General features: G+C 61.7%; 20 protein-coding genes. 16 read left to right on the forward strand and 4 right to left on the reverse strand.

The window, feature by feature from the left end; translation table 11 throughout:
* Positions 1-40: 40 nt before the first annotated feature.
* Positions 41-1,354, reverse strand: a complete 1,314-nt coding sequence (gene ugpB, locus F0P97_RS04355) for a sn-glycerol-3-phosphate ABC transporter substrate-binding protein UgpB (RefSeq protein ID WP_182285762.1) — start codon at positions 1,352-1,354, stop codon at positions 41-43.
* Positions 1,355-1,857: 503 nt separating this feature from the next.
* Here ugpB and F0P97_RS04360 point away from each other — a divergent pair.
* From F0P97_RS04360 to F0P97_RS04435, 16 genes are all read left to right on the forward strand, one after another.
* Entirely contained in the window at positions 1,858-5,775 is a 3,918-nt protein-coding gene (locus F0P97_RS04360) for a DUF3683 domain-containing protein (protein ID WP_182285763.1), read from the forward strand.
* 154 nt (positions 5,776-5,929) lie between these two features.
* Positions 5,930-6,367, forward strand: a complete 438-nt coding sequence (locus tag F0P97_RS04365) for an HIT family protein (protein ID WP_182285764.1) — start codon at positions 5,930-5,932, stop codon at positions 6,365-6,367.
* 74 nt (positions 6,368-6,441) lie between these two features.
* Positions 6,442-6,861 carry a gamma-butyrobetaine hydroxylase-like domain-containing protein gene (locus tag F0P97_RS04370; protein ID WP_003073951.1) on the forward strand — a complete coding sequence of 140 codons (420 nt, stop codon included), beginning with the start codon at positions 6,442-6,444 and terminating at the stop codon, positions 6,859-6,861.
* 243 nt (positions 6,862-7,104) lie between these two features.
* Positions 7,105-7,836, forward strand: coding sequence for a bifunctional demethylmenaquinone methyltransferase/2-methoxy-6-polyprenyl-1,4-benzoquinol methylase UbiE (gene ubiE / locus F0P97_RS04375; RefSeq protein ID WP_003065997.1), 732 nt, complete (start codon positions 7,105-7,107; stop codon positions 7,834-7,836).
* 51 nt (positions 7,837-7,887) lie between these two features.
* On the forward strand, positions 7,888-8,889 hold the full coding sequence (locus F0P97_RS04380) for a Tim44 domain-containing protein (RefSeq protein ID WP_182285765.1): 1,002 nt from the start codon (positions 7,888-7,890) through the stop codon (positions 8,887-8,889).
* 138 nt (positions 8,890-9,027) lie between these two features.
* A complete protein-coding gene (locus F0P97_RS04385) occupies positions 9,028-9,639 on the forward strand; it encodes a hypothetical protein (protein WP_182285766.1) in 612 nt (203 codons plus the stop codon).
* On the forward strand, positions 9,636-11,204 hold the full coding sequence (gene ubiB / locus F0P97_RS04390; RefSeq protein WP_182285767.1) for a ubiquinone biosynthesis regulatory protein kinase UbiB: 1,569 nt from the start codon (positions 9,636-9,638) through the stop codon (positions 11,202-11,204). Before F0P97_RS04385 ends, ubiB begins: the two co-directional genes overlap by 4 nt.
* Before the next feature lie 35 nt (positions 11,205-11,239).
* Positions 11,240-12,691 carry a sodium:solute symporter family protein gene (locus tag F0P97_RS04395; protein ID WP_182285768.1) on the forward strand — a complete coding sequence of 484 codons (1,452 nt, stop codon included), beginning with the start codon at positions 11,240-11,242 and terminating at the stop codon, positions 12,689-12,691.
* A 101-nt stretch (positions 12,692-12,792) separates the two neighbouring features.
* On the forward strand, positions 12,793-13,071 hold the full coding sequence (locus F0P97_RS04400) for an FmdB family zinc ribbon protein (RefSeq protein WP_182285769.1): 279 nt from the start codon (positions 12,793-12,795) through the stop codon (positions 13,069-13,071).
* A gap of 14 nt (positions 13,072-13,085) precedes the next feature.
* Positions 13,086-13,730: a DUF502 domain-containing protein gene (locus F0P97_RS04405; RefSeq protein WP_003058473.1), complete on the forward strand. Its 645-nt coding sequence runs from the start codon at positions 13,086-13,088 to the stop codon at positions 13,728-13,730.
* An 18-nt stretch (positions 13,731-13,748) separates the two neighbouring features.
* Positions 13,749-15,554, forward strand: a complete 1,806-nt coding sequence (aspS, locus tag F0P97_RS04410) for an aspartate--tRNA ligase (RefSeq protein WP_182285770.1) — start codon at positions 13,749-13,751, stop codon at positions 15,552-15,554.
* 243 nt (positions 15,555-15,797) lie between these two features.
* Entirely contained in the window at positions 15,798-16,301 is a 504-nt protein-coding gene (gene nudB, locus F0P97_RS04415) for a dihydroneopterin triphosphate diphosphatase (RefSeq protein ID WP_182285771.1), read from the forward strand.
* 14 nt (positions 16,302-16,315) lie between these two features.
* Positions 16,316-17,080 carry an endonuclease/exonuclease/phosphatase family protein gene (locus F0P97_RS04420; protein WP_182285772.1) on the forward strand — a complete coding sequence of 255 codons (765 nt, stop codon included), beginning with the start codon at positions 16,316-16,318 and terminating at the stop codon, positions 17,078-17,080.
* A gap of 187 nt (positions 17,081-17,267) precedes the next feature.
* A complete protein-coding gene (folE, locus tag F0P97_RS04425) occupies positions 17,268-17,990 on the forward strand; it encodes a GTP cyclohydrolase I (protein ID WP_087084970.1) in 723 nt (240 codons plus the stop codon).
* Between the two features lie 195 nt (positions 17,991-18,185).
* Positions 18,186-19,076, forward strand: a complete 891-nt coding sequence (locus F0P97_RS04430) for a DMT family transporter (protein WP_182285773.1) — start codon at positions 18,186-18,188, stop codon at positions 19,074-19,076.
* Between the two features lie 78 nt (positions 19,077-19,154).
* A complete protein-coding gene (locus F0P97_RS04435; protein ID WP_182285774.1) occupies positions 19,155-19,802 on the forward strand; it encodes a LysE family translocator in 648 nt (215 codons plus the stop codon).
* 190 nt (positions 19,803-19,992) lie between these two features.
* On the opposite strand, the gene F0P97_RS04440 is transcribed toward F0P97_RS04435, so the two are convergent.
* The 3 genes from F0P97_RS04440 to F0P97_RS04450 form a co-directional block, all read right to left on the reverse strand.
* Positions 19,993-21,480: an ABC transporter substrate-binding protein gene (locus F0P97_RS04440; protein ID WP_182285775.1), complete on the reverse strand. Its 1,488-nt coding sequence runs from the start codon at positions 21,478-21,480 to the stop codon at positions 19,993-19,995.
* A 171-nt stretch (positions 21,481-21,651) separates the two neighbouring features.
* Entirely contained in the window at positions 21,652-22,482 is an 831-nt protein-coding gene (locus F0P97_RS04445) for an ATP-binding cassette domain-containing protein (protein ID WP_182285776.1), read from the reverse strand.
* Complete coding sequence (locus F0P97_RS04450; RefSeq protein ID WP_182285777.1) at positions 22,479-23,507, reverse strand: ABC transporter ATP-binding protein; 1,029 nt, start codon at positions 23,505-23,507, stop codon at positions 22,479-22,481. Before F0P97_RS04450 ends, F0P97_RS04445 begins: the two co-directional genes overlap by 4 nt.

A 23,507-nucleotide genomic window follows, 5' to 3' on the forward strand; every position in this document is an offset into this window, starting at 1 on the left:
CCGCAGGCCTTGGCGGCACCCTTGCGGGTGCCTGGAGGGTTTACTGTTTGTAGGAGCGCTCGAAGCGAGCCAGCAGTTCGTTGCCACGGCTCACGATGGAGTCCAGCGCCTGCTTGCCGGTCTTCTTGCCAGCCCACACCTGTTCGAGTTCTTCGTCCTCGATGGTACGGATCTGCACGTAGTTGCCCAGGCGGATGCCGCGTGAGTTGTCGGTCACCTTGCGGATCATCTGCGTCACGGCGGTGTCGGTACCGGGGTGCTTGGCGTAGAAGCCGGACTTTTCGGTCAGGTCATAGGCCGCCATGGTCACGGGCAGGTAGCCGGTGCGCTGGTGCGAAGCGGCCTGCACCTTGGTCTGCGACAGGAACTCGAAGAACTTGGCCACGCCCTTGTACTCTTCGGCCTTCTTGCCAGCCATGACCCACAGCGAAGCGCCGCCGATCACGGTGTTCTGGGGAGCGCCCTTGACATCGGGATAGTAGGGCAGGGGAGCCAGGGCGTAGTTGAACTTGGCGTTCTTGGCCACGTCGCCGTAGAAGCCGGACGAAGTCTGGATCATGGCGCATTCACCGGCGGTGAACGAAGCCTGGGAAGTGGAGGCGCGACCCTTGTAGACAAACTCGCCAGCCTTGGCCGCTGCGGCCAGGTTGTCGATGTGCTTGATGTGCAGAGGCGAGTTGATCTTCATGCGCGCCTTGTAGCCGTTGGCGCTCAGACCGTTGTGCTCGGTGGCGAATTCCACGTTGTGCCAGGTGGAGAAGGACTCCAGCTGGGTCCAGCCTTGCCATGCCAGGGTCATGGGGCAGCTGTGGCCGCTTTCCTTGAGCTTCTTGGCGGCAGCAAAGACTTCGGGCCAGGTCTTGGGGGCGACGTCGGGGTTCAGGCCGGCCTTCTTGAAGGCGTCCTTGTTGTAGTAGAAGATGGTTGTCGAGCTGTTGAAGGGGAAGCTCAGCATCTGGCCGTTGGGGGCAGTGTAGTAACCGGCCACTGCAGGGATATAGGCCTTGGGGTCGAAAGCGACGCCGGCGTCATGCATCACCTTGCCCACGGGCACGGTCGCGCCCTTGGAGGCCATCATGGTGGCAGTACCCACTTCAAAAACCTGCAGGATGTGAGGGGCGTTGCCCGAGCGGAAGGCTGCAATCGCGGCTGTCATGGATTCGTCGTACACGCCCTTGAACGTGGGCACGACCTTGTAATCCTTCTGGCTTTCGTTGAACTGCTTGGCCAGGTCATTGACCCACTCGTTATTCACGGCAGTCATCGAGTGCCACCATTGGATTTCGGTGACGGCTTGTGCCGAGAAAGTAGTAGCGGCGACGGCGGCGGCCATGGCCAGTTGCTTGAATTGCATGAAGGCTCCTCTAACGATCGTTGACGAAATATGCGGTGATGCACACTAAGTCATCCGTATGACATATGGATGTCATTGTTTGCATGGGCAACGCGCCGCACCATGGGCAGAACCCGCAGTCACAAGCCTTTGAATGACGATCCGGTGACATCTGATGGTGCGCGAAGCTGCGCCATTCTAGGTCAATGGCATTTCGTTTGTTGTTGGTAGTCTTTCGTATTGAGTTGTTTTTGATTCGGAAATGTATGATTTTTGTCTAAATAGCCTATGAAAGATTCGTCTACCCTTTGGCCGCATGCAGCGGTGAGCGGGTTCGCAGCGCCTTTGTGCACTGCCATGTGGCGAATCGCCTGGGAAATGCCGTCAGGGCTTGCTGCTTTGGCGATAGCAGGGCTGGCCACTCAGAACCCATAGCAAAGCATGGCTGAGCCGCCGTCGCTTAAAATCGTCATCCCACTGGCTTAGGGGCGCCACACAGAGGGCGCCCGACACGGTCTACCCCCATGAATGTACCGATTGCGTTGGCTGCCGCCCTCCAGGCCCAGGCTGCCGAACCCGCACGACTGCGCGAGATTCCCTATAACTACACATCGTTCTCTGACCGTGAGATTGTGATTCGTCTGTTGGGCTCATCCATGTGGGATGTGCTCAATCAGCTGCGTCAGGAGCGCCGAACCGGCCGATCTGCCCGCATGCTCTACGAAGTGCTGGGGGATATCTGGGTTGTGCAGCGCAATCCCTATCTTCAGGACGATCTGATCCACAACCCTGACCGCCGCAAGTCGCTGGTCGAGGCTCTGGAGCATCGCCTGGCCGAGATCGACAAGCGCCGCGAGCCCAACGAGGATGCGCTGCGCGATCAGCTGGTGGGTCAGCTGGTGGAAGCGGCCCACCGCGCCGTGCATGAATTCAACGCCACTTTTGTCGAGGCCGAGCAGCTGCGCCGCCGTGCGCAGAAGACGCTGCGTCGCTATACCGCCAAGGACAACATCAAGTTCGACGGTCTGTCGCGCGTGGCCCATGTGACCGATGCGACCGACTGGCGCGTCGAATACCCGTTTGTCGTGCTGACGCCCGATACCGAAGCCGAAATGGCCGGTCTGGTCAAGGGCTGCATCGAACTCGGTCTGACCATCATTCCGCGCGGAGGCGGCACCGGATACACGGGTGGTGCCATCCCTCTGACCTGGCGCTCGGTGGTCATCAACACCGAGAAGCTGGAAGCGCTGAGCGAAGTCGAGATGCGCATGATTCCCGGCGTGGATCATGAAGTGCCCACCATCTACTCCGAAGCCGGTGTGGTGACACAGCGTGTGGCCGATGCGGCCGAGCGCGGCGGCTTTGTGTTTGCCGTGGATCCGACCTCCATCGAGGCCTCCTGCATAGGCGGCAATATCGCCATGAACGCGGGCGGCAAAAAGGCCGTGCTCTGGGGGACTGCCCTGGACAATCTGGTGTCCTGGCGCATGGTCACGCCCGATGCGCAGTGGCTGGAAGTCACGCGTCTGGACCACAACCTCGGCAAGATTCACGATGCCGAGATGGCCTGCTTCGAGCTGAAGTACTTCGAGGCGGACGGCAAGACCCATGTGCGCACCGAGCGCCTGGACATTCCCGGTCACACCTTCCGCAAGGAAGGCCTGGGCAAGGACGTGACCGACAAGTTCCTCTCGGGTCTGCCCGGTATTCAGAAGGAAGGCACGGACGGCCTGATTACCAGCGCGCGCTGGGTGGTGCACCGCATGCCGGCGCATACGCGTACCGTGTGCATGGAGTTCTTCGGCAATGCCAAGGATGCCGTGCCCTCCATCGTCGAGATCAAGGACTATATGTTCGCCGAGCAAAAGCGCTCGGGCGTGCTGCTGGCCGGCCTTGAACATCTGGACGACCGCTATCTCAAGGCCGTGGGCTACGCGACCAAGAGCAAGAAGGGCAACGGCCATCTGCCCAAGATGGTGCTGCTGGGCGATATCGCCGGTGACGATGCCGACGAAGTGGCCCGCGTGGCTGCCGAGGTGGTGCGCATTGCCAATTCGCGCAACGGCGAAGGCTTTACCGCCGTCAGCGCCGAGGCGCGCAAGAAGTTCTGGCTGGACCGCAAGCGCACGGCAGCGATCTCGCGCCACACCAACGCCTTCAAGATCAACGAAGACGTGGTGATTCCTCTGCCGCGCATGGCAGAGTACACCGATGGCATCGAGCGCATCAATATCGAGCTGTCGCTGCGCAACAAGCTCAAGCTCTGCGATGAGCTGAGCGGCTTCTTCAAGCACTCCGATCTGCCCCTGGGCAAGAGCGACGATGCCGGTGACATCCCCAGCGCCGAGTTGCTGGAAGACCGCGTGCAGCAGGCTCTGGCGCTGGTGGCCGAGGTGCGCGAGCTTTGGCAGGGCTGGCTGGACGGCGTGGCCACGCTGTTCCCCGAGTTGCAGGATCACCGCCTGCGTGCGAGCTGGAAGACCCAGCTCAAGGAGCCGCTGTCCAAGATCTTCGCGGGCGCTGCCTTCCAGCCGCTGCGCGAGTCCGTCAACGAGATTCACCAGAAGGTGCTCAAGGGGCGCGTCTGGGTGGCCCTGCACATGCATGCCGGCGACGGCAATGTGCACACCAACATCCCCGTCAACTCCGATGACTATGAAATGCTGCAGACCGCGCACGAAGCCGTGGCCCGCATCATGGAGCTGGCGCGCAGCCTCGATGGCGTGATCTCGGGTGAGCACGGTATCGGTATCACCAAGCTGGAATTCCTCTCGGATGCCGAGCTGGCACCGTTTGCCGATTACAAGAAGCGTGTGGACCCCGAAGGCCGCTTCAACAAGGGCAAGCTGATCCGCAACGAAGAGTGGGATGCCCTGGCGCACCAGAGTCACGACGGTCGCTCGCCGCGCGAGTCGCTGATGTTTGCCGACCTGACCAATGCCTACACGCCCAGCTTCGGCCTGATGGGTTATGAATCCATCATCATGCAGCAGTCGGACATCGGCGCCATCGCCAACTCCGTCAAGGACTGCCTGCGCTGCGGCAAATGCAAGCCCGTGTGCGCCACCCATGTGCCGCGCGCCAATCTGCTGTACTCGCCGCGCAACAAGATCCTGGCCACCTCGCTGCTGGTGGAGGCCTTCCTCTACGAGGAGCAGACACGCCGTGGCGTGTCCATCAAGCACTGGCAGGAATTCGAAGACGTGGCCGATCACTGCACGGTCTGCCACAAGTGCTTCAACCCCTGCCCGGTCAAGATCGACTTCGGCGACGTGACCATGAATATGCGCAATCTGCTGCGCAAGATGGACAAGAAGAGCTTCCGACCAGGCAACAAGCTGGCCATGGCCATGCTCAACGCCACCAACCCCGACACCATCAAGTTCATGCGCACGGCCATGGTGGGCGTGGGCTTCAAGGCCCAGCGCCTGGCGGCCGACGTGCTGGGGGCTGTCGCCAAGAAGCAGACCGCACATCCACCCGCATCCGTGGGCACGGCTCCCATCAAGGAGCAGGTGATTCACTTCATCAACAAGAAGCTGCCCGGCGGTCTGCCCACCAAGACGGCGCGCGCCTTGCTGGATATCGAGGACAAGGACTACGTGCCCATCATCCGCGACCCGCAGGCCACCAAGTCGGACACCGAGGCGGTGTTCTACTTCCCCGGCTGCGGCTCGGAGCGCCTGTTCAGTCAGGTGGGTCTGGCCACGCAGGCCATGCTCTGGCATGCCGGCGTGCAGACCGTGCTGCCTCCCGGTTATTTGTGCTGCGGCTATCCCCAGCGCGGTTCGGGCCAGTTCGACAAGGCCGAGAAGATGATCACGGACAACCGTGTGCTCTTCCACCGTGTGGCGACCACGCTCAACTATCTGGACATCAAGACCGTGGTGGTGAGCTGCGGTACCTGCTATGACCAGCTGCAGGGCTACCAGTTCGACAAGATCTTCCCCGGCTGCCGCATCATCGACATCCACGAATATCTGCTCGAAAAGGGTATCACGCTGCAGAACAAGGGCGCCTACCTCTACCACGACCCCTGCCATACGCCCATGAAGCAGCAGGATCCGATGAAGACCGTCAAGGCCTTGATGGGTGACAACGTGCTCAAGAGCGAGCGCTGCTGCGGCGAGTCCGGCACGCTGGGCGTGACGCGTCCCGACATCTCCACGCAGATCCGCTTCCGCAAGACCGAGGAGATCCGCAAGGGCGAGGCCGCATTGCGCGACAACGGCCAACTTGGTGCCCAGGACAACGTCAAGATCCTGACCAGCTGCCCCAGCTGCCTGCAGGGCCTGAGCCGCTATGGCAACGATCTGAACAACGGGCTGCTCGAAGCCGACTACATCGTGGTCGAGATGGCGCGCGACATTCTGGGCGAGAACTGGATGGCCGAGTATGTCAATCGCGCCAACCAGGGCGGTATCGAGCGTGTGCTGGTGTGATGCCTCCTGAGTCGCTTCGCGCCCTCCCCCAAAGTGAATGACATCCTTGGCGCGGGGCGGCGCGGCCGGCATAGGCCCTTCCTGGGTGTCTCCGGCCTGCGCTGCGGTCACACCGCCGTGATGTGGGTAAGAAGCATTGCAATGGAGATTTCAGATGTTGGTTGAAAACTGTCCTCTGTGTGGAACCGATGGCGGTGCGCTGGTCTGGCGCGGCGACAAGTTGCGTGTGATCCGCGCAGCGGAAGCTGGCTTTCCGGCCTTCTATCGCGTGGTCTGGAATGAGCATGCGGCCGAGTTCTCGGATCTGAGCGCAGCGGATCGCATTGTCTGCATGGATGCCGTGGCTCTGGTCGAACGTGTGCTGCGCGAGCAGCTGGCTCCGACCAAGATCAACCTGGCGGCGCTCGGTAATATGGTGGCGCATCTGCATTGGCATGTGATTGCGCGCTATGACTGGGACAGCCACTTTCCCGCTTCCGTCTGGGCTGCGGCCCAGCGCGAGCGCGATGAAGAGCGCGAAGCTGAGATTGCCCGCCAGCTGCCGCAGGTGGATGAAGTGCTGCAAAAGGCGCTGGCCCTCTGGGCCGCGTGATGTTTTTCGTCTCCGTCGGGAGATTCGAAGGGCAGCTTGAGGCTGCCCTTTTATGCATTGATTAGGAGAGAACCATGGCAGGACTGCAAGCCAATACTCCCACCCCTCAGTCGCTGACCGTGCATGGTGCGTCACGCGTGCTGGAGGTCTCTTATTCGGACGGCAAGACTTTCCGCATTCCGTTCGAGTTGCTGCGCGTGTACTCGCCCTCGGCCGAGGTGCAAGGTCATGGCCCGGGCCAGGAAGTGCTACAGACCGGCAAGCGCGATGTGGGTATCAACACCATCGAGCCTGTGGGCAACTACGCCATCAAGCCGTTCTTCAGCGATGGGCACGAAAGCGGTCTGTACACCTGGGAATACCTCTACCAGCTGGGCAGCCAGCAGGATGCTCTGTGGCAGCAATATCTGCAGCGCCTAGAAGAGGCCGGGATGGATCGAGATACGCCCATGCCCGAGAAGGGCGCCGGTGGTCATGGCTGCAGCGTGCATTGAGCTTTGACTCCCAGGGGCTTGCATGTCGGCTCAAAAGCCGGCAGCAACGTCCCGTACACGCCACATAGCCCATGCATGCGGCACAGGGTTATTGAGGCTGGTGCTATATTTCCAATAGCTGGCAGCGCATGTGAAATAAGCGCTCAAGGCGAATTCTTTCAAAAAACCATAGTGCTTCAAAGCCTGTAGCCATACGGGGTTGTCGCTGTACGCGCAAGCACTGCCTGCTTAGCATTCTTTGTTATGAGCTCCACACACTTCGGATTCCAGACTGTTGATGAAAGCGAGAAGGCATCGCGCGTACGCGGTGTGTTCGACTCCGTGGCCTCCAAGTACGACGTCATGAACGACGTGATGTCGGGCGGCCTGCACCGCGCCTGGAAGGCTTACACGCTGATGGTGGCCAACCTCAAGGAAGGCGACAAGGCGCTGGATATCGCAGGCGGCACAGGAGATCTGTCCCTGGCTTTTTCCAAGAAGGTGGGCGCCAGCGGTCAGGTGGTGCACACCGACATCAATGAAGCCATGCTGCGCGTGGGGCGTGACCGCTTGACCGACAAGGGCGTGATTCTGCCCACGCTGGTCTGCGATGCTGAAAAGCTGCCCTTCCCCGACAACTATTTCGATCTGGTCAGCGTAGCCTTCGGCCTGCGCAATATGACGCACAAGGATGCTGCGCTCAAGGAAATGAACCGCGTGCTGCGCCCCGGCGGCAAGCTGCTGGTGCTGGAGTTCTCCAAGGTGGCCAAACCGCTGGAGAAAGTCTATGACTGGTACTCGTTCAAGATTTTGCCGACCATGGGCAAGATGATTGCCGGCGACGCCGAAAGCTATCGCTATCTGGCCGAGTCCATCCGCATGCACCCCGGCCAGAAGGAGCTCAAGGCCCTGATGCAGCAATGCGGCTTTGGCCATGTGGACTATCACAACATGACAGGAGGCGTCTGTGCCTTGCATGTGGGAATCAAATGTTAAGTGCGCCCTGTGCGCAGATTTGTAGCGACTTTCCATAAGAAGGGAGATGAGATGAAGAAACTTTGGTCAATTGCCTTGGTGGCAATGCTGGTGGTGGCACATGGTCAGGCCGATGCAAAACGCATGGGCGGTGGCTCATCGTTCGGCAAGCAGTCGGGCAACGTCACTCAACGCGAAGCGTCTCGTGCTCCCGCTCAGAATTCCCAGCAGGCTCCGCAGCAGAGTGCGGCGCAGCAAAACCGTGCTGCGCCGCCTGCAGCGGCTCCGGCCGCTGCGCCCAAGAAGCCATGGGGAGCCATGCTGGGCGGCCTGGCCGCAGGCCTGGGCCTGGCCTGGCTGGCCAACTCGCTGGGCATGGGCGAAGCCTTTGCCAATATGCTGATGTTCGGTCTGCTGGCCATGGTGATCATGGTGGTGGTCGGCATGATCATGCGCCGTCGCAAGGCAGCGCCTGCCGTGCAGAGCGCTAGCAGTCCATTTGCCTTTCAGGGCGCAGGCAATCTGGGTGGTGATGTGAATGCACCCCAGGCACGCCAGTACAACCCTGAAAAAGTGGGCAATGACGCGTCGGCTCGTCCTTGGGAGCAGAACCATATTCCCGAAGCCGCGGCTGCAGCCGGCGGCTCCATGATCGGCTCTGCCCTGTCGGGTTCGCAGAACTGGGGCGTGCCTGCAGACTTCGATGCCGAAGGTTTTCTCACTGCAGCCAAGCGCAACTTCGTGACGCTGCAGTCGGCCTGGGATCGCTCCGACATCACCACTCTGCGCTCCATGATGACCGACGAGATGCTCACGGAAATCCGCAGCCAGCTGTCCGAGCGCGAGACACAGCGTGCCGGTGAGCCCAACCACACCGATGTGCTGATGATCGATGCGCAGTTGCTGGGCATCGAAGACCTGGGCAATGGCTACATGGCCAGCGTCGAGTTCTCCGGCATGATCCGCGAAGAGGCCTCGGCAGGCCCCAGCCCCTTCCGTGAAGTCTGGAACATGACCAAGCCCAAGAGTGGCACCAGCGGCTGGCTGGTGGCAGGCGTGCAGGCGCTGCAATAAGCGCCGCAGGACGGATTACTCGCGCCCCATGCAAGGGGCGCCGAGCAAGGCCCGCCCTGCAGCGATGGTGCCGTCCCCCTTGGGGGGAAGGTGCAAAGCGCCACAGGAGGGGATTAATTTCATGAATAATCGGGGACTATGGCAACACAGTCCCCTTTTTCTTTTCTGGGCGGTCTCGTCGAACGCGTGATGGCCGGCCCCCAAGCTCCCGAATGGCTGGTGAGTGAAATGCATCAGCGTCTGGTGCTTTTCCTCAATCATGTGCTGATGCAGGAAAAAGAGGCCACGGATCGCCTCGTGCGACAGAAGGGGCGTATTGCGCGTGTGCAATGGCGCCAGTATTCGGTCGCCTTGCTGGTCACTCCTGCCGGTCTGTTCGACGTGGCTCCTGCCGAGGCTGCGCCCGATCTGATGCTGGAAGTCACCGAGACCTCTCCTCTGTCGCTGGCTCAGACGGCCTTGCGTGGCGACAAGCCCAGCATTCGCATCGAAGGCGATGTGCAGTTTGCCGCCGAGATCAATTGGCTGGTGGATAACGTCAAGTGGGATGTGGAGGAGGATCTGGCTCGCCTTATCGGGGATGTGCCTGCCCACACAATTGGCAAGGTTGCACGCACGGCCGCTCAGGGGTTGCGTCAGTTCGTCGGTGCACGCATGGGCAGCAAGTCTGCCTCTGCTGCCGATGTGGCCAATCCTGTCAGCACGGCACCCGTGGCAGCCATGCCCGGGGCCGATTACACACAGCCATGAGCCGCTTTCTGCGAGGCTGGGCCATCCTCTGGGTGGTGTTTCGTTATGGACTCGACGAGCTGGTGCTCTCCGGGATTCCGCATCCGCGCCTGCGCAGCCTGCGCGGCGTGCTGACCTTTGGCCGCAAGCTGGACAAGCCACGTGGCGTGCGCCTGCGCGAAGCGCTGGAAGAGCTCGGTCCCATCTTCGTGAAATTCGGTCAGGTGCTGTCCACCCGCAGCGACCTGATGCCGCCCGATGTGGCCGAGGAACTGGCCAAGCTGCAGGACCGCGTGCCGCCGTTCGATTCCCAGATCGCGGTGGACACCATCGAGCGTTCCTTTCGCAAGCCGCTGGAGCAGATCTTCATCAGCTTCGAGCGTGAGCCCGTGGCCAGCGCGTCCATCGCCCAGGTGCACTTTGCCAGGGTTCGCGACAAGGCAGGCGTCGAGCATGATGTCGCCGTCAAGGTGCTGCGCCCGGGCATGAAGTCCGTGATCGACAAGGATCTGGCATTGATGCACATGATGGCGAGCTGGCTGGAAAAGCTCTCCCATGATGGCAAGCGGCTCAAGCCCAAGGAAGTGGTCGCCGAGTTCGACAACTATCTGCATGACGAGTTGGACCTGATCCGCGAAGCCTCCAATGCCGCGCAACTGCGCCGCAATATGGAAGGCCTGGATCTGGTGCTGATCCCCGAGATCCACTGGGATTACTGCCATACCGATGTGATGGTGATGGAGCGCATGAAGGGTGTGCCCATCAGCCAGGTCGAGCGCCTGCGCGAAGCCGGCGTGGACATCCCCAAGCTGGCGCGCGATGGCGTGACCATCTTCTTTACCCAGGTGTTCCGCGACGGCTTCTTCCATGCCGACATGCACCCGGGCAACATCATGGTCAGCCTGGAGCCCGATACCTTCGGGCGCTATATCTCGCTGGACTTCGGCATCGTCGGCACGCTGACCGAGTTCGACAAGGAATATCTGGCGCAGAACTTCCTGGCCTTCTTCCGCCGCGACTACAAGCGTGTTGCCGCCTTGCATGTGGAAAGTGGCTGGGTGCCGGCCACGACGCGCGTCGAGGAGCTGGAGGCGGCCATTCGCGCCGTCTGCGAGCCTTATTTCGACCGGCCGCTGGCCGAAATCTCGCTGGGCATGGTGCTGATGCGCCTGTTCCAGACCTCGCGCCGTTTCCAGGTCGAGATCCAGCCTCAGCTGGTGCTGCTGCAGAAGACGCTGCTCAATATCGAGGGCCTGGGCCGTCAGCTCGACCCCAACCTCGATCTGTGGAGCACGGCCAAGCCGTTTCTCGAGAAATGGATGCTGGACCAGATGGGGCCGCAGCGCCTATGGCATGAGTTGCAGGCGCAGGCGCCGCGTTACGCCAAGATCCTGCCCGACATTCCGCGAGTGCTGCACCAGTATCTGTCCAGGCATGGCGCCGGCAATGACAGCGAGGCCCTGCTCAAGGAACTGCTGCAGCAACAGAAGACGACCAACCGCTTGCTGCAGGCCATCCTTTGCGGCGGCATCGGTTTCGTCATCGGTCTGGTGGTGTTGCAGGTTCTGCTGCGCATCCGCTTCTGAGCTTTCCCTTTCTTTAGAGTTCGAGGAGTGCCAGCGTGCTGCTCTCATTGGTGATCGTCTACCTGTTTGTGACCATCGGCATCGGCCTGTGGGCCGCCAGACGCGTGAAGAACACGGCGGATTTCGCCATTGCCGGCCGTCATCTGCCGCTCTACATGATCATCACCACCACCTTTGCGACCTGGTTCGGGTCCGAGCTGGTGCTGGGCGTACCTGCCAAGTTCATCGAGGGCGGTCTGCATGCGCTGGTGGAGGATCCGTTTGGCGCGGGCATGTGCCTGATTCTGGTCGGGTGCTTTTTCGCGGCCAAGCTCTACCGCATGAACCTGCTGACCATCAGCGACTACTACCGCTCGCGCTATGGCCGGTCTATCGAGGTTGTCTGTTCGCTGATCATCATGCTCAGCTATCTGGGCTGGGTCTCGGCCCAGGTCACGGCACTGGGCCTGGTGTTCAACCTGCTCTCGGGCGGTGTCGTCAGCATTCCCATGGGCATGACGATTGGCGTTCTCTCCGTGCTGGTCTATACGCTGTTTGGCGGCATGTGGTCCGTGGCCGTGACGGATTTCGTGCAGATGATCATTCTGGTCGCAGGCCTGCTGATACTGGCCTTTTTTGCCGGTGACATGGCGGGCGGCGCGGGCAAGGTGGTCGATCTGGCCACCAGCCGCGATCTCTTCAAGTTTCTGCCCGAGCCCTCGCTGCATGAAATCGTTTTCTTCATCGGCGCTGCCGTGACCATGATGCTGGGCTCGATTCCGCAGCAGGACATCTTTCAGCGCGTGATGTCGGCAGACACCGAGAAATCGGCCGTGCGCGGCACCATCATCGGCGGTGCCTGCTACGTGATCTTTGCCTTCGTGCCCATGTTCCTGGTGGCCAGTGCGCTCATCATCATGCCCGCCGAAGCCACGGCCCTGCTGGCCGATGATCCGCAGAAGGTGCTGCCCACCCTGGTGATGGACAAGATGCCGTTTGCCATGCAGGTGCTGTTCTTCGGCGCGCTGCTCTCGGCCATCAAGTCCTGTGCGTCGGCCACCTTGCTGGCCCCCAGCGTGACCTTTACCGAGAACATCTGGCGTCAGTTCCGGCCCTACACTTCGGACAAGGACAATCTCAGGACCATGCGCATCAGCGTGCTGGTGTTCGCGGCCTGCGTGCTGGCCTATTCCATCGTCATGGAAGGCACGCCCATCTATGAGCTGGTCGCCAGTGCCTATCAGGTGCCGCTGGTGGGGGCCTTCGTGCCGCTGGTGTTCGGCCTGTACTGGAAGAGGGCCACCACCCAGGGCGCCATCAGCGCCGTGGCGCTGGGCATCGGTGTGTGGCTCATCTTCATGGTCACGCCCGCGCTCAACCAGGCTTTTCCACAGCAGCTGGCTGGTCTTTTGGCTGCGGTTGCCGGCATGCTGGCCGGTTCGCTGCTGCCGCAGTGGATCAGCAACCATCACCGTGAAATCGAGTCCTTGGCCGAGATCAAGGCTTGAGGGAGCAAACCGGCTGCACCGGGGCTTGCTTGCGCAGCGCAGCAAAACCAGGGGCGGCGCCTATAATTGAGGGTTTTTGCACTTCCCCCGTTTTTAGCGCTATGCCTATCTATGCATACAAGTGTGGCTCCTGCGGTCACGCCAAGGATGTGCTGCAGAAAATCTCGGACGCGCCGCTGACCGTGTGCCCAGCTTGCGGGGCCGAGGCCTTTTCCAAGCAGCTCACCGCTCCGGGCTTTCAGCTCAAGGGTTCTGGCTGGTATGCCACGGACTTCAAGAACAGCGGCAGCAAGCCGGCTGCAAGCACTTCTTCATCCAGTGACAGTGCGGCAGCTCCTGCTCCCGCAGCTGCTGCAGCCCCTGCACCCGCCAATTCCTGAGGCTTACCCACACTATGTCTGCATTGCGCAAGTGGCTGATTGCCGGTTTGCTGGTCATCGTTCCCCTGGTGATCACGCTGGGCGTGCTCAACTGGATCATCGGAACGCTGGATCAGACGCTGGCCATTCTTCCCGAGGCCTGGCAGCCCGACAGATTGCTGGGCATGCATATTCCGGGGTTTGGCGTTATTCTGACTTTGCTGATTCTGCTGCTCGTGGGCGGCATTGCCAGCAATTTCATCGGCCGCAAGCTGGTGGGTTGGGGTGATGCGCTGGTGCGCCGCATACCCGTGGTGCGCTCCATCTATTCCAGCGTCAAGCAGGTCTCGGACACCGTGTTCTCCGACAGCGGCAACGCTTTTCGCACGGCGGTGCTGGTGCAGTGGCCGCGTGAGGGCGTATGGACCGTGGCTTTCGTCACAGGCCAGCCCAGCGGCGAAGTGGCGGCTTTGCTGCGCGATGAATATGTGAGCGTCTTCGTGCCCACCACGCCCAACCCCACCGGGGGTTACTTCGTGCTGGTGCGCAAGAGCGAATGCATCGAGCTGGAAATGAGTGTGGATGCGGCGCTCAAATACATTGTTTCGATGGGCGTGGTGGCTCCGCCAGACCTCGCCCTGATCGAAGAATCCAAACAAACAACCTTGTCGCACCCCTAAGGTGCAGGAAGAATTTTCATGGCAATGCGTTCTCAATACTGCGGTCTGGTGACCGAAGCCCAAATGGGCGAAACCGTGACCCTGTGCGGCTGGGTGAACCGCCGCCGTGACCATGGTGGCGTGATCTTCATCGACCTGCGCGACCGTGAAGGCTATGTGCAGGTGGTCTGCGACCCCGACCGCGCCGAGATGTTCAAGGTGGCCGAAGATGTGCGCAACGAGTTCTGCGTGCAGGTCAAGGGTGTGGTGCGTGCGCGTCCCGCCGGAACCACCAACGACAAGCTCAAGAGCGGCCAGATCGAAGTGCTGTGCCATGAGCTCAACGTGCTCAACGCTTCCGTCACGCCTCCTTTCCAGCTGGATGACGACAATCTGTCGGAAACCGTGCGCCTCACGAATCGCGTGATGGATCTGCGCCGTCCCGTGATGCAGCGCAATATGATGCTGCGCTACAAGACCGCCATCCAGGTGCGCAACTTCCTCGACAAGGAAGGCTTCATCGACATCGAGACTCCCATGCTGGGCAAGTCCACGCCCGAAGGCGCCCGCGACTATCTGGTGCCTTCGCGCGTGCATGACGGCGAATTCTTCGCGCTGCCCCAGTCGCCCCAGCTGTACAAGCAGATGCTGATGGTCTCGGGTTTCGACCGCTACTACCAGATCACCAAGTGCTTCCGCGACGAAGACCTGCGCGCTGACCGCCAGCCCGAATTCACGCAGATCGACTGCGAAACCTCCTTCCTGAACGAAGAGGAAATCCGCGCCATCTTCCAGCGCATGATCAAGGAAGTGTTCCAGACCCAGCTGAACGTGGATCTGGGCGAGTTCCCCATCATGAGCTACCAGGATGCGGCCTTCCGCTTCGGTTCGGACAAGCCCGACCTGCGCGTCAAGCTGGAGTTCACCGAGCTGACCGACATCATGGGCGACGTGGACTTCAAGGTCTTCTCCACCCCCGCCACCACCAAGGGTGGTCGTGTCGTGGCCCTGCGCGTGCCCGGCGGCGCTGCCATCTCGCGTGGCGAGATCGACGGCTACACCGAGTTCGTCAAGATCTACGGTGCCAAGGGCCTGGCCTGGATCAAGGTCAACGAAGTGGCCAAGGGCCGTGAAGGCCTGCAGTCGCCCATCGTCAAGAACCTGCATGATGCAGCGATTGCCGAAATCCTCAAGCGCACCGGCGCACAGGATGGCGACCTGCTCTTCTTTGGCGCCGACAAGGAAAAGATCGTCAACGACTCCATCGGCGCTCTGCGCCTGAAGGTCGGTCACAGCGAATTCGGCAAGAAGAGCGGCCTGTTCGAAGACAAGTGGGCGCCTCTGTGGGTGGTGGACTTCCCCATGTTCGAGCATGACGAGGAATCCGGTCGCTGGGTGGCCGTGCACCACCCCTTCACTTCGCCCAAGGACGGTCACGAAGACCTGATGGACACCGATCCCGGCAAGTGCATCGCCAAGGCCTACGACATGGTTCTGAACGGCTGGGAACTGGGCGGCGGCTCGGTGCGTATCCACCGCGCCGACGTGCAGGCCAAGGTGTTCGAAGCCCTGAACATCACGCCCGAGCAGCAACGCGCCAAGTTCGGCTACCTGCTGGATGCGCTGCAGTACGGTGCGCCTCCCCACGGTGGCCTGGCCTTCGGCCTGGATCGTCTGATCACGCTGATGACCGGCTCCGACTCCATCCGCGACGTGATTGCCTTCCCCAAGACACAGCGCGCCCAGGATCTGCTGACCCAGGCTCCCTCGCCCGTGGACGAGAAGCAGCTGCGCGAGCTGCACATCAAGCTGCGCAACCCCATGGTGGTCACCACCGAGGCTTGATTGCCAAGCTCCCCGTGAACAGCGCCGGTCGCTGTTCACCCCCGGGCGCCAGTTCGCGAAAGCGGCTGGCGCTTTTTTGTTGCTTTGAAATCGCTAGCTGCTTGCGCTTGTCGAGTTTGAAATTCAGATGATTTTTGTGCTGAATTCGATAAAGGGAAAGCGGTTGCAGCTATGAGTATTGATGCCTATCAAGCAGCAGGGCGACTCCGCCTGCTGTCATCCTGGCCGCGCTAATATGCTGCGATGGAAGTCAGGCCCTACAAGATTCCGCAGTCCGTGCTGGTCGTGATCTACCGTGAAGACGGGCAGGTGTTGCTGCTGCGCCGCAGCATTGCGGCGCCCGAGGGCGAGCCTTTCTGGCAATCCGTCACGGGCAGCAAGGACAGCCTGGACGAGGACTGGCATGAGACCGCAGTGCGCGAGGTGCTCGAGGAAACCGGCATCGACGCGCTGGCGCCGGACTGTTGCCTGACCGACTGGGAACTCGAGAACGTATACGCCATCTATCCACAGTGGCTGCATCGCTACGCGCCGGGGGTCAGCCATAACCAGGAGCGTGTCTTCGGCCTTCGTGTGCCACCTCACATGACCGTGCACTTGAATCCCAGGGAGCACACCGCACATGATTGGCATGATTGGCGTGAGGCAGCCCAGCGCTGCTTTTCTTCTTCCAACGCAGAAGCTATTTTGCTGTTGCCGCGCTTCGAGCCGGCGCTGGTCGAGCGCCGCTGCAGGCAACAGCCTTGAAACCAACAGTGCCTATGTCTGACGTTCAGTTGTTTACGCCGCCAGAGCCGCAGATCCTGCGCGTGGCCACCTACAACATTCACAAGGGTGTGCAGGGCCTGGGCCCTGCCAGGAGGCTGGAGATTCACAATCTGGGACTCGCGGTGGAGCAGCTCGATGCGGACATCGTCTGCCTTCAGGAGGTTCGCAAGATGAACCGCAAGGAGGAGCAGTATTTCGACCGCTGGCCCAATGTGCCGCAGGCCGAGTATCTGGCTCCCGAAGGCTACGAATCCGTCTATCTGACCAATGCCTACACCCGGGACGGCGAGCACGGCAATGCGCTGCTCAGCCGCTGGCCGGTGATCGGCTACCAGCACGAGGACATCTCTGACCATCGCTTCGAGCAGCGCGGCCTGCTGCATGTGGAGCTGGACATCCACGGCAAGCGCGTGCACTCCATCGTCGTGCACCTGGGCCTGATTCCGGGCAGCCGCATTCGCCAGATTGCACTGCTGCAGCGTTTCATCGAGCGCGAGGTACCACCCAATGCGCCGCTGGTGGTGGCGGGCGACTTCAACGACTGGGGCAACCAGATCAAGCGCATGCTGGCGGGCTTCGGCCTGTTCGAGTACGAGGAAACGCAGGGCATTCTGACCTATCCCTCGCGGCTGCCGATTGCGCAGCTCGACCATATCTATGTGCGCGGCCTGACCCCGCTGGGGCTGCAGGTGCCCAAGGGGCGCATCTGGTGGCGCATGTCGGATCACCTGCCGCTGATTGCAGAGTTCAAGCTGTAGCAGCTCTGAGCGGCCCCGCACCTTCCCCTCTCTCGTCGGGCGGCAGCGCTTGCCCGCTTCTCTGGCCGGGTGCATGCCTATTTTGAGATTGCTCCTGAAACCATAGCTTCCAAGGCCTTGTAAACATGCATCTGGATGGCAAATCCTTTGTGGCTTCGGGAAGTTGATTCACTGGTACCATTCTTGGATGTTCAGAGATCTCGCCGACATGAAAAAAGACAACTCAGCCGAAGGAACACCCGTTTCGGTCAAGATCCGCGAGCGGTTGCAGGCAGCTAACAAACGTTTCCACGCCAACGACAACATTGCCGAATTCATTGAGCCCGGCGAGCTGGAGAAGCTGCTGGACGAGGTGCAGGAGAAGATGCAGGGCGTGCTCGACTCCATGGTCATCGACACCGTGCATGACCACAACACGCGCGCCACGGCCCGCCGTGTGGCCAAGATGTATGTGAACGAGGTGTTCCGCGGCCGTTATGTGCATCAGCCGGCCATCACCGAATTTCCCAACGCCGAGCACCTGAACGAGCTGATGATCGTCGGCCCGATCACCGTGCGCAGTGCCTGCAGCCACCACCTGTGCCCCGTGATCGGCAAGATCTGGATCGGCGTGCTGCCCAACAAGAACACCAATGTGATCGGTCTGTCCAAGTATGCGCGTCTGGTGGACTGGATCATGGGGCGCCCGCAGATCCAGGAAGAGGCCATCATCCAGCTGGCCGATCTGATCATGGACAAGACCCGACCCGACGGACTGGCCGTGGTCATGGAAGCCTCGCATTTCTGCATGTCCTGGCGCGGCGTGCGCGAGATGGATTCCAAGATGCTGAACTCCGTCATGCGCGGAGCGTTCCTCACCAACTCCGAACTGCGCCGCGAATTCCTTTCGCTCATAGCAGCCCGAAAGTAAATGCTCCCCCTGTGGCGCTTCGCGCCTTCCCCCAGGGGGGGACGACGCCTTTGCTGCGGGGCGGCCCTTGCTTGGCGTCCCTCACCTGTGCTGCGCCAGTCACATCACGCACTGGCCATGTTCGGCCAGATGAGCGACTGAATTTTTCTTTTCAAAAGGCTGCGCATCGCGCGGCCTTTTGCATTTCCGGCTCCCATGTCCCTGCAAGCGTTCACTCTCATCATTCTGGCCGGCCTGATTCATTCGGGCTGGAACATCGTGGCCAAGAAGGCCGGCGGAGACGCCCGCTTTTCGCTCTACACCGCCATCTGCAATGCCGTCATCTGGCTGCCGCTGGGCTGGTGGCTGGGCAAGGACGTGGTGCCGGACTGGGGCTGGATGGAGTGGGCGTTCGTCACCGCCAGCGCCGTGCTGCATGTGGCTTATTTCGTGGTGCTGCTGCGCGGCTATCGCGTGGCCGATCTGACGGTGGTCTATCCGCTGGCGCGCGGCAGCGGGCCGCTGATCTCCTCGCTGGTGGCCGTGATCTTTCTCGGCGAACAGATCTCGACGCTGGGGGCTGCCGGCATTGCGGGCGTGGTGCTGGGCGTGTTTCTGATCGCGGGTGGCCCGCGCATGATCGTGGCCATTCGTGAGGGGCAGGATCTGGAGGCGCGCCAGCGCGTGCTGTCCGGTCTCTACTACGGCCTGCTGACGGGGTTGTTCATTGCCAGCTACACGGTGGTGGACAGCTATGCCGTCAAGATGCTGCTGATGTCGCCGATTCTGGTGGACTATATGGGCAATCTGATCCGGCTGGTGATTCTGGCGCCGCTGGCCGCCCGGGACTGGCCCGAGACCAAGCGCCTGTGGCGTCTGCAATGGCGCTATGCGGCCGTGGTGGCCTTCTTCAGCCCCATCGCCTATGTGCTGGTGCTGTATGCGGTGCAAAGCGCGCCCATCTCTCACGTCGCTCCCGCACGCGAGGTGTCCATGCTGTTCGCGGCCCTGATAGGCGGCAGGCTGCTGGGCGAGGGCGACCGGGCTCTGCGCATTGCCGGGGCCGTCATGATTGCCCTGGGCGTGACGGCACTGGGGCTGGGTTGAAGTGAGTCGTTTGTCAAAAAGGCCTGTAGCCTTTGTCGATGAATCGCAAGTAGCTATTGTTTTTGAAGAGAGCTGAAAATGCCGACCTGGGAAGTCCTGATCACATTCTTTGGCGTGGCCCTGCTGCTGGGCCTGAGCCCCGGCCCCGACAACCTGTTTGTGCTGGTGCAATCGGCCCAGCGCGGCTGGCGCGTGGGGCTGTGCGTAGTGTTGGGCCTGTGTCTGGGCATTGTCGGACATACGGCCGCCGTGGCACTGGGACTGGCGGCCGTGGTGTCGACATCGCCCATGCTGTTCACGGCGCTCAAGCTCTGCGGCGCCGCCTATCTGGCCTATCTGGCCTGGGGCGCATGGCATGCACCCGTCAGCGTGGAAGAAAGTGCCAGGGTACAGGAGCAACGCGATGTGCTGACTCTGCGCTCCGCCATGAGCTGGGTGGGCAGAGGCGTGGTCATGAACCTGACCAACCCCAAGGTGCTGATTTTCTTTCTGGCCTTTTTGCCCCAGTTCACCGACCCCGCTCGCGGCAGCGTGCCAGTGCAGATCATGGTGCTGGGCAGCGTCTTCATGGCAGCAGCTTGGCTGGTCTTTGGTTCTATCGCCTGTTTCTCGGGGCTCTTTGGCCAGATCCTGCAGCGCTCCGCCCGCGCCCAGCGCTGGCTTAACCGCATCGCAGCCACCGTTTTCGGTGCGCTCGCACTTCGTCTTGTGATGGTGCAACGCTAGAGGCAAACACTCTTAACACTGGTGCATGCCAGAAGCCAGAGACAGCGAGGAAGGGTCTGTGCCGGCCACACCGCCCCGCAGCGAGGCCGTCGTCCCCTCCGTCCCTCTCCCATAGTGTGCGAAGCACATAGAGAGAGGGGTGTCCAGCCAGGGGGAAGGCGCGTGCTGCCTCAGGGGGAGCTTGTCGTCCTTATCCCCAGGATAGCGCAGACAAGTCATTGACAAACACCGGCATGTCCTTCCACAGCCCGCGCAGCTTCTTGTTCGCCACGGTCACCCACTGCGGGGTGTAGAGAAAGCCGTGCACCGAATCATGCGCCAGCAGGCGCTGGGCATCGCCAAGCAGGCGTGCGCGGTCGGCGGGGCGCGGTGTGTGCTTGATCTTGTCGAAAAGTTCGTTGAATTCCTGGGACTGGTAGCCCCAGTAGTAATCGGGCTTGGCAAAGTTGCCCAGATCAAACGGCTCGACATGCGAAATGATGGTCAGGTCGTAGTTCTTGTTGGTGTAGGTGCCCGACAGCCATTGCGCCCACTCCACGTTCTGCAGCTTGAGCTGGATGCCGATCTTGGCCAGCTGGGCTGCAATCAGTTCACCGCCTTGGCGTGCGTAGGGCGCGGGCGGCAGCGTCATGGTCAGTGTCAGCGGGGTCTTGACGCCAGCTTCAGCCATCAAGGCCTTGGCTTTTTCCAGGTCAAAGGGGTTGACACCTGTGGTGTCCACATAGCCAAAGGCCGTGGGCACATAGTAGCTGCCGATGGGCACGCCATAGCCATCGGCGGCTCCGGCAATCACGGCCTTGCGATCGATGGCGGCGGCAATGGCGCGGCGCACGCGGATGTCGTTCAAGGGCTTGCGTGCATTGTTGATGGCCAGAATGGTCTTGGCGCGCGAGTTGCTCACCACCACCTGAAAGCGGGCATTGGTCTTGAACTGGGGCACGCTGCGCGGCGAGACGCGCGGGAAGGCATCGACATCGCCGGCCAGCAGGGCGGCAACCTGTGCCGCGGGGTCGGGGATGAAGCGGAACACGGCGCGCTTGATGCGAATGCTCTGTGCCGAGCGATAGCCGGGCCAGGCGGTCAGAGTGACCGATGCACCCTTGGCCCAGGCCGCCAGCTTGTAGGGGCCGGTGCCCACGGGCTTGCTGGCGTTGGTGGTGGCGCTCTTGGGCTCGACGATGATGGAGGTGGCCTGGCCCATCATGAACAGAAAGTCGGGGTCTATCTCCTGGTTGGTCAGTACCACCGTATGCTCGTCGGCGACCTTGGTGCTCAGATTGGCAAAGGTGCGCTTGTCCTTGTTGGTGCTTTTGTCGGCTGCCGCGCGCTCGAACGAGAACTTGACGGCAGCAGCGTTGAAGGGCTCGCCGTTCTGGAACTTCACATCCTTGCGCAGACGGAAGGTATAGGTCTTGAGGTCGGAGGAGACTTCCCAGCTTTCGGCCAGCAGAGGCGAGACGCTGCCATCGGGGTTGATCTTGGTCAGCGTCTCAAACACGTTGTAGAGCACGACTTCGGCAATCGAGGAAGCAGCCCCGGCCGTGGGGTCCAGTCCTGGCGGCTCCAGCGTCATGGCCAGCGTGACGCTGTCTTTCTTGGCCTGGGCCATGGCAGGCCAGGCAGCGAACAAGGGCAAGCTGGCAGCCGAGCTGGCCAGCAAGGAGCGGCGATTGAGCATCAACAAAGTCTCCGATGGGGGGGCTGGCCGCATGGGGCCATCAAAAGCGCTGCAAGTCATCGCGGGGAGCGGACTTGTTTCATATGCGTTTTTACACCAGTCGGAGCAGTCTTTGCTGTGGTCGCCGGCATATCGCTGCTGCGAGTGTGAACAACTGTTTGCCGGTCCGGTTCAGATGACTCGCGGTGCGGCCTTGACCAAGGCCTGGGTATAGGGGTGCCCGGGGGTGGAGAACAGCTTGCACGGCGTGCCGCGCTCCACCACTTCACCCCGATGGAGAACGATGACCTGATCGCAGACATGCTGGACCACGGCCAGGTCATGGCTGATGAACAGATAGGACAGGCCCAGCTCGCGTTGCAAGTCCTGCATGAGATTGAGCACCTGGGCCTGCACCGAGACATCGAGCGCACTGACCGGCTCGTCGGCCACGATCAGGCGGGGGCGGGTAATCAGAGCGCGGGCAATGGCAATGCGCTGGCGTTGGCCGCCTGAGAACTCGTGCGGATATTTGTCGGCGTCCTGCGCGCGCAGACCGACCTGGTCAAGCACGCTCAGCACCTGCTGGCGCCTGGCAGGGCGACTGAGCTTCTCATGAGTCGTTCCCAAAGGCTCGCTGACGATGGCTTCCACTGTCATGCGCGGGTCCAGCGATCCATAGGGGTCCTGAAACACCATCTGGAAGTCGCGCCGCGCGGCGCGCAGTTCCTGTTCGGACAGCCGGTGCAGATTGCGGCCCAGCAGTTCCACCCTGCCTTCGCTGGGGCGGTCCAGAGCCATGACCAGACGTGCCAGCGTGGACTTGCCGGAGCCCGATTCGCCGACCACGCCCAGGCTTTGTCCACCCTGCAGCTCGAAGCTCACGCCCCGCAGGGCCTGCAGCGGCTCGGGCTTGCGCCACAGCGATGTACGGGGGCGTGAATATGCGCGTTTCAGTCCGCTAACCCTCAGCAAGACTGCGCTGCTGTTTCCAGCTTCAGAGGTTTCGGCTGGCTCGTTCATGTCCTTGCTCCTGCCGTCAGCACCTGTTCATAGAGGCAGCGTGCCACATGGGGCTGGCGCCAGGAAGCGAGAGAGGCCGGTGCCGCCATGCTGGGCTGCTGCAGCGTGCGAGGCTGGGGACGCTCTACATAGCAGTCGTCCTGTGTATGGGCGCAGCGGCCCGCAAACGGGCAGCCTGCGGGCAGGTCCACGAGCTCCGGCACGGCGCCTGCGATGGTGGGCAGATGCCCCGCAGCTGGCCCGGCCTGGAGCTGCGGCCGGGCCGCGAACAGGCCGCGCGTATAAGGGTGGGCGCGCCTGGCGAACACCGCTTCCGTCATGCCGGATTCGACCACGGTGCCGCCATACATGACCAGCAACTGCTCGGCGTTCTGGGCAATCACGCCCAGATCATGGCTGATGAGAACCAGCGCCATGGAATGCTCGGCCACCAGTTCCTGCAGCAGATCCAGAATGCGCTGTTGAACCGTCACATCCAGGGCCGTGGTGGGCTCGTCGGCCACCAGCAGATCGGGACCGCAGGCCAGGGCCATGGCAATCATGATGCGCTGGCGCTGGCCGCCGGAGAACTGGTGTGGATATTCATCGAGCCGCTGCGCAGCCTGCGCAATGCCCACCCTCTCCAGCAGTTCGGTGGCGCGGGCACGGGCCTGGGCGCGGCTCATTGCCAGATGAAGCCGCAGTGGCTCTGCCACCTGGCGGCCGATGCTGTGCACGGGGTTGAGGGCGCTCATGGGCTCCTGAAACACCATGGCCATGCGGTTGCCGCGCAGGGCGCAGAGCTGTCGCTCGCTGAGGCCCAGCAGTTCCTGGCCGTCCAGCTGGATGCTGCCGTCCACCTGTGCGTGTTCGGGCAGCAGGCCCATCAGCGCCAACGCCGTCAGCGATTTGCCGCAGCCCGATTCGCCGATCAGGCCCAGTGTGGCACCGCGCTCCAGCGTAAAGCTTACATCGCGCACGGCCTGGGCCCGGCCGCGATGGGTCTGCAGATTGATGGTGAGGTTGGAGACTTCAAGCAAAGCCAT

Origin of the sequence: Comamonas testosteroni (assembly GCF_014076415.1) — a bacterium.
GTDB lineage: Bacteria > Pseudomonadota > Gammaproteobacteria > Burkholderiales > Burkholderiaceae_C > Comamonas > Comamonas testosteroni_F.

What these genes read in the sequence shown, in the direction of transcription:
- F0P97_RS04400 (WP_182285769.1), top strand. Translation starts at nt 12,793, where the DNA reads ATGCCTATCTATGCATACAAGTGTGGCTCCTGCGGTCACGCCAAGGAT.
- ugpB (WP_182285762.1), bottom strand. Translation starts at nt 1,354, where the DNA reads ATGCAATTCAAGCAACTGGCCATGGCCGCCGCCGTCGCCGCTACTACT.
- F0P97_RS04440 (WP_182285775.1), bottom strand. Translation starts at nt 21,480, where the DNA reads ATGCTCAATCGCCGCTCCTTGCTGGCCAGCTCGGCTGCCAGCTTGCCC.
- F0P97_RS04450 (WP_182285777.1), bottom strand. Translation starts at nt 23,507, where the DNA reads ATGGCTTTGCTTGAAGTCTCCAACCTCACCATCAATCTGCAGACCCAT.
- F0P97_RS04380 (WP_182285765.1), top strand. Translation starts at nt 7,888, where the DNA reads ATGAAGAAACTTTGGTCAATTGCCTTGGTGGCAATGCTGGTGGTGGCA.
- aspS (WP_182285770.1), top strand. Translation starts at nt 13,749, where the DNA reads ATGGCAATGCGTTCTCAATACTGCGGTCTGGTGACCGAAGCCCAAATG.
- F0P97_RS04385 (WP_182285766.1), top strand. Translation starts at nt 9,028, where the DNA reads ATGGCAACACAGTCCCCTTTTTCTTTTCTGGGCGGTCTCGTCGAACGC.
- F0P97_RS04360 (WP_182285763.1), top strand. Translation starts at nt 1,858, where the DNA reads ATGAATGTACCGATTGCGTTGGCTGCCGCCCTCCAGGCCCAGGCTGCC.
- F0P97_RS04435 (WP_182285774.1), top strand. Translation starts at nt 19,155, where the DNA reads ATGCCGACCTGGGAAGTCCTGATCACATTCTTTGGCGTGGCCCTGCTG.
- F0P97_RS04370 (WP_003073951.1), top strand. Translation starts at nt 6,442, where the DNA reads ATGGCAGGACTGCAAGCCAATACTCCCACCCCTCAGTCGCTGACCGTG.
- F0P97_RS04445 (WP_182285776.1), bottom strand. Translation starts at nt 22,482, where the DNA reads ATGAACGAGCCAGCCGAAACCTCTGAAGCTGGAAACAGCAGCGCAGTC.
- F0P97_RS04405 (WP_003058473.1), top strand. Translation starts at nt 13,086, where the DNA reads ATGTCTGCATTGCGCAAGTGGCTGATTGCCGGTTTGCTGGTCATCGTT.
- ubiB (WP_182285767.1), top strand. Translation starts at nt 9,636, where the DNA reads ATGAGCCGCTTTCTGCGAGGCTGGGCCATCCTCTGGGTGGTGTTTCGT.
- folE (WP_087084970.1), top strand. Translation starts at nt 17,268, where the DNA reads ATGTTCAGAGATCTCGCCGACATGAAAAAAGACAACTCAGCCGAAGGA.
- ubiE (WP_003065997.1), top strand. Translation starts at nt 7,105, where the DNA reads ATGAGCTCCACACACTTCGGATTCCAGACTGTTGATGAAAGCGAGAAG.
- F0P97_RS04365 (WP_182285764.1), top strand. Translation starts at nt 5,930, where the DNA reads ATGTTGGTTGAAAACTGTCCTCTGTGTGGAACCGATGGCGGTGCGCTG.
- F0P97_RS04420 (WP_182285772.1), top strand. Translation starts at nt 16,316, where the DNA reads ATGTCTGACGTTCAGTTGTTTACGCCGCCAGAGCCGCAGATCCTGCGC.
- F0P97_RS04430 (WP_182285773.1), top strand. Translation starts at nt 18,186, where the DNA reads ATGTCCCTGCAAGCGTTCACTCTCATCATTCTGGCCGGCCTGATTCAT.
- nudB (WP_182285771.1), top strand. Translation starts at nt 15,798, where the DNA reads ATGGAAGTCAGGCCCTACAAGATTCCGCAGTCCGTGCTGGTCGTGATC.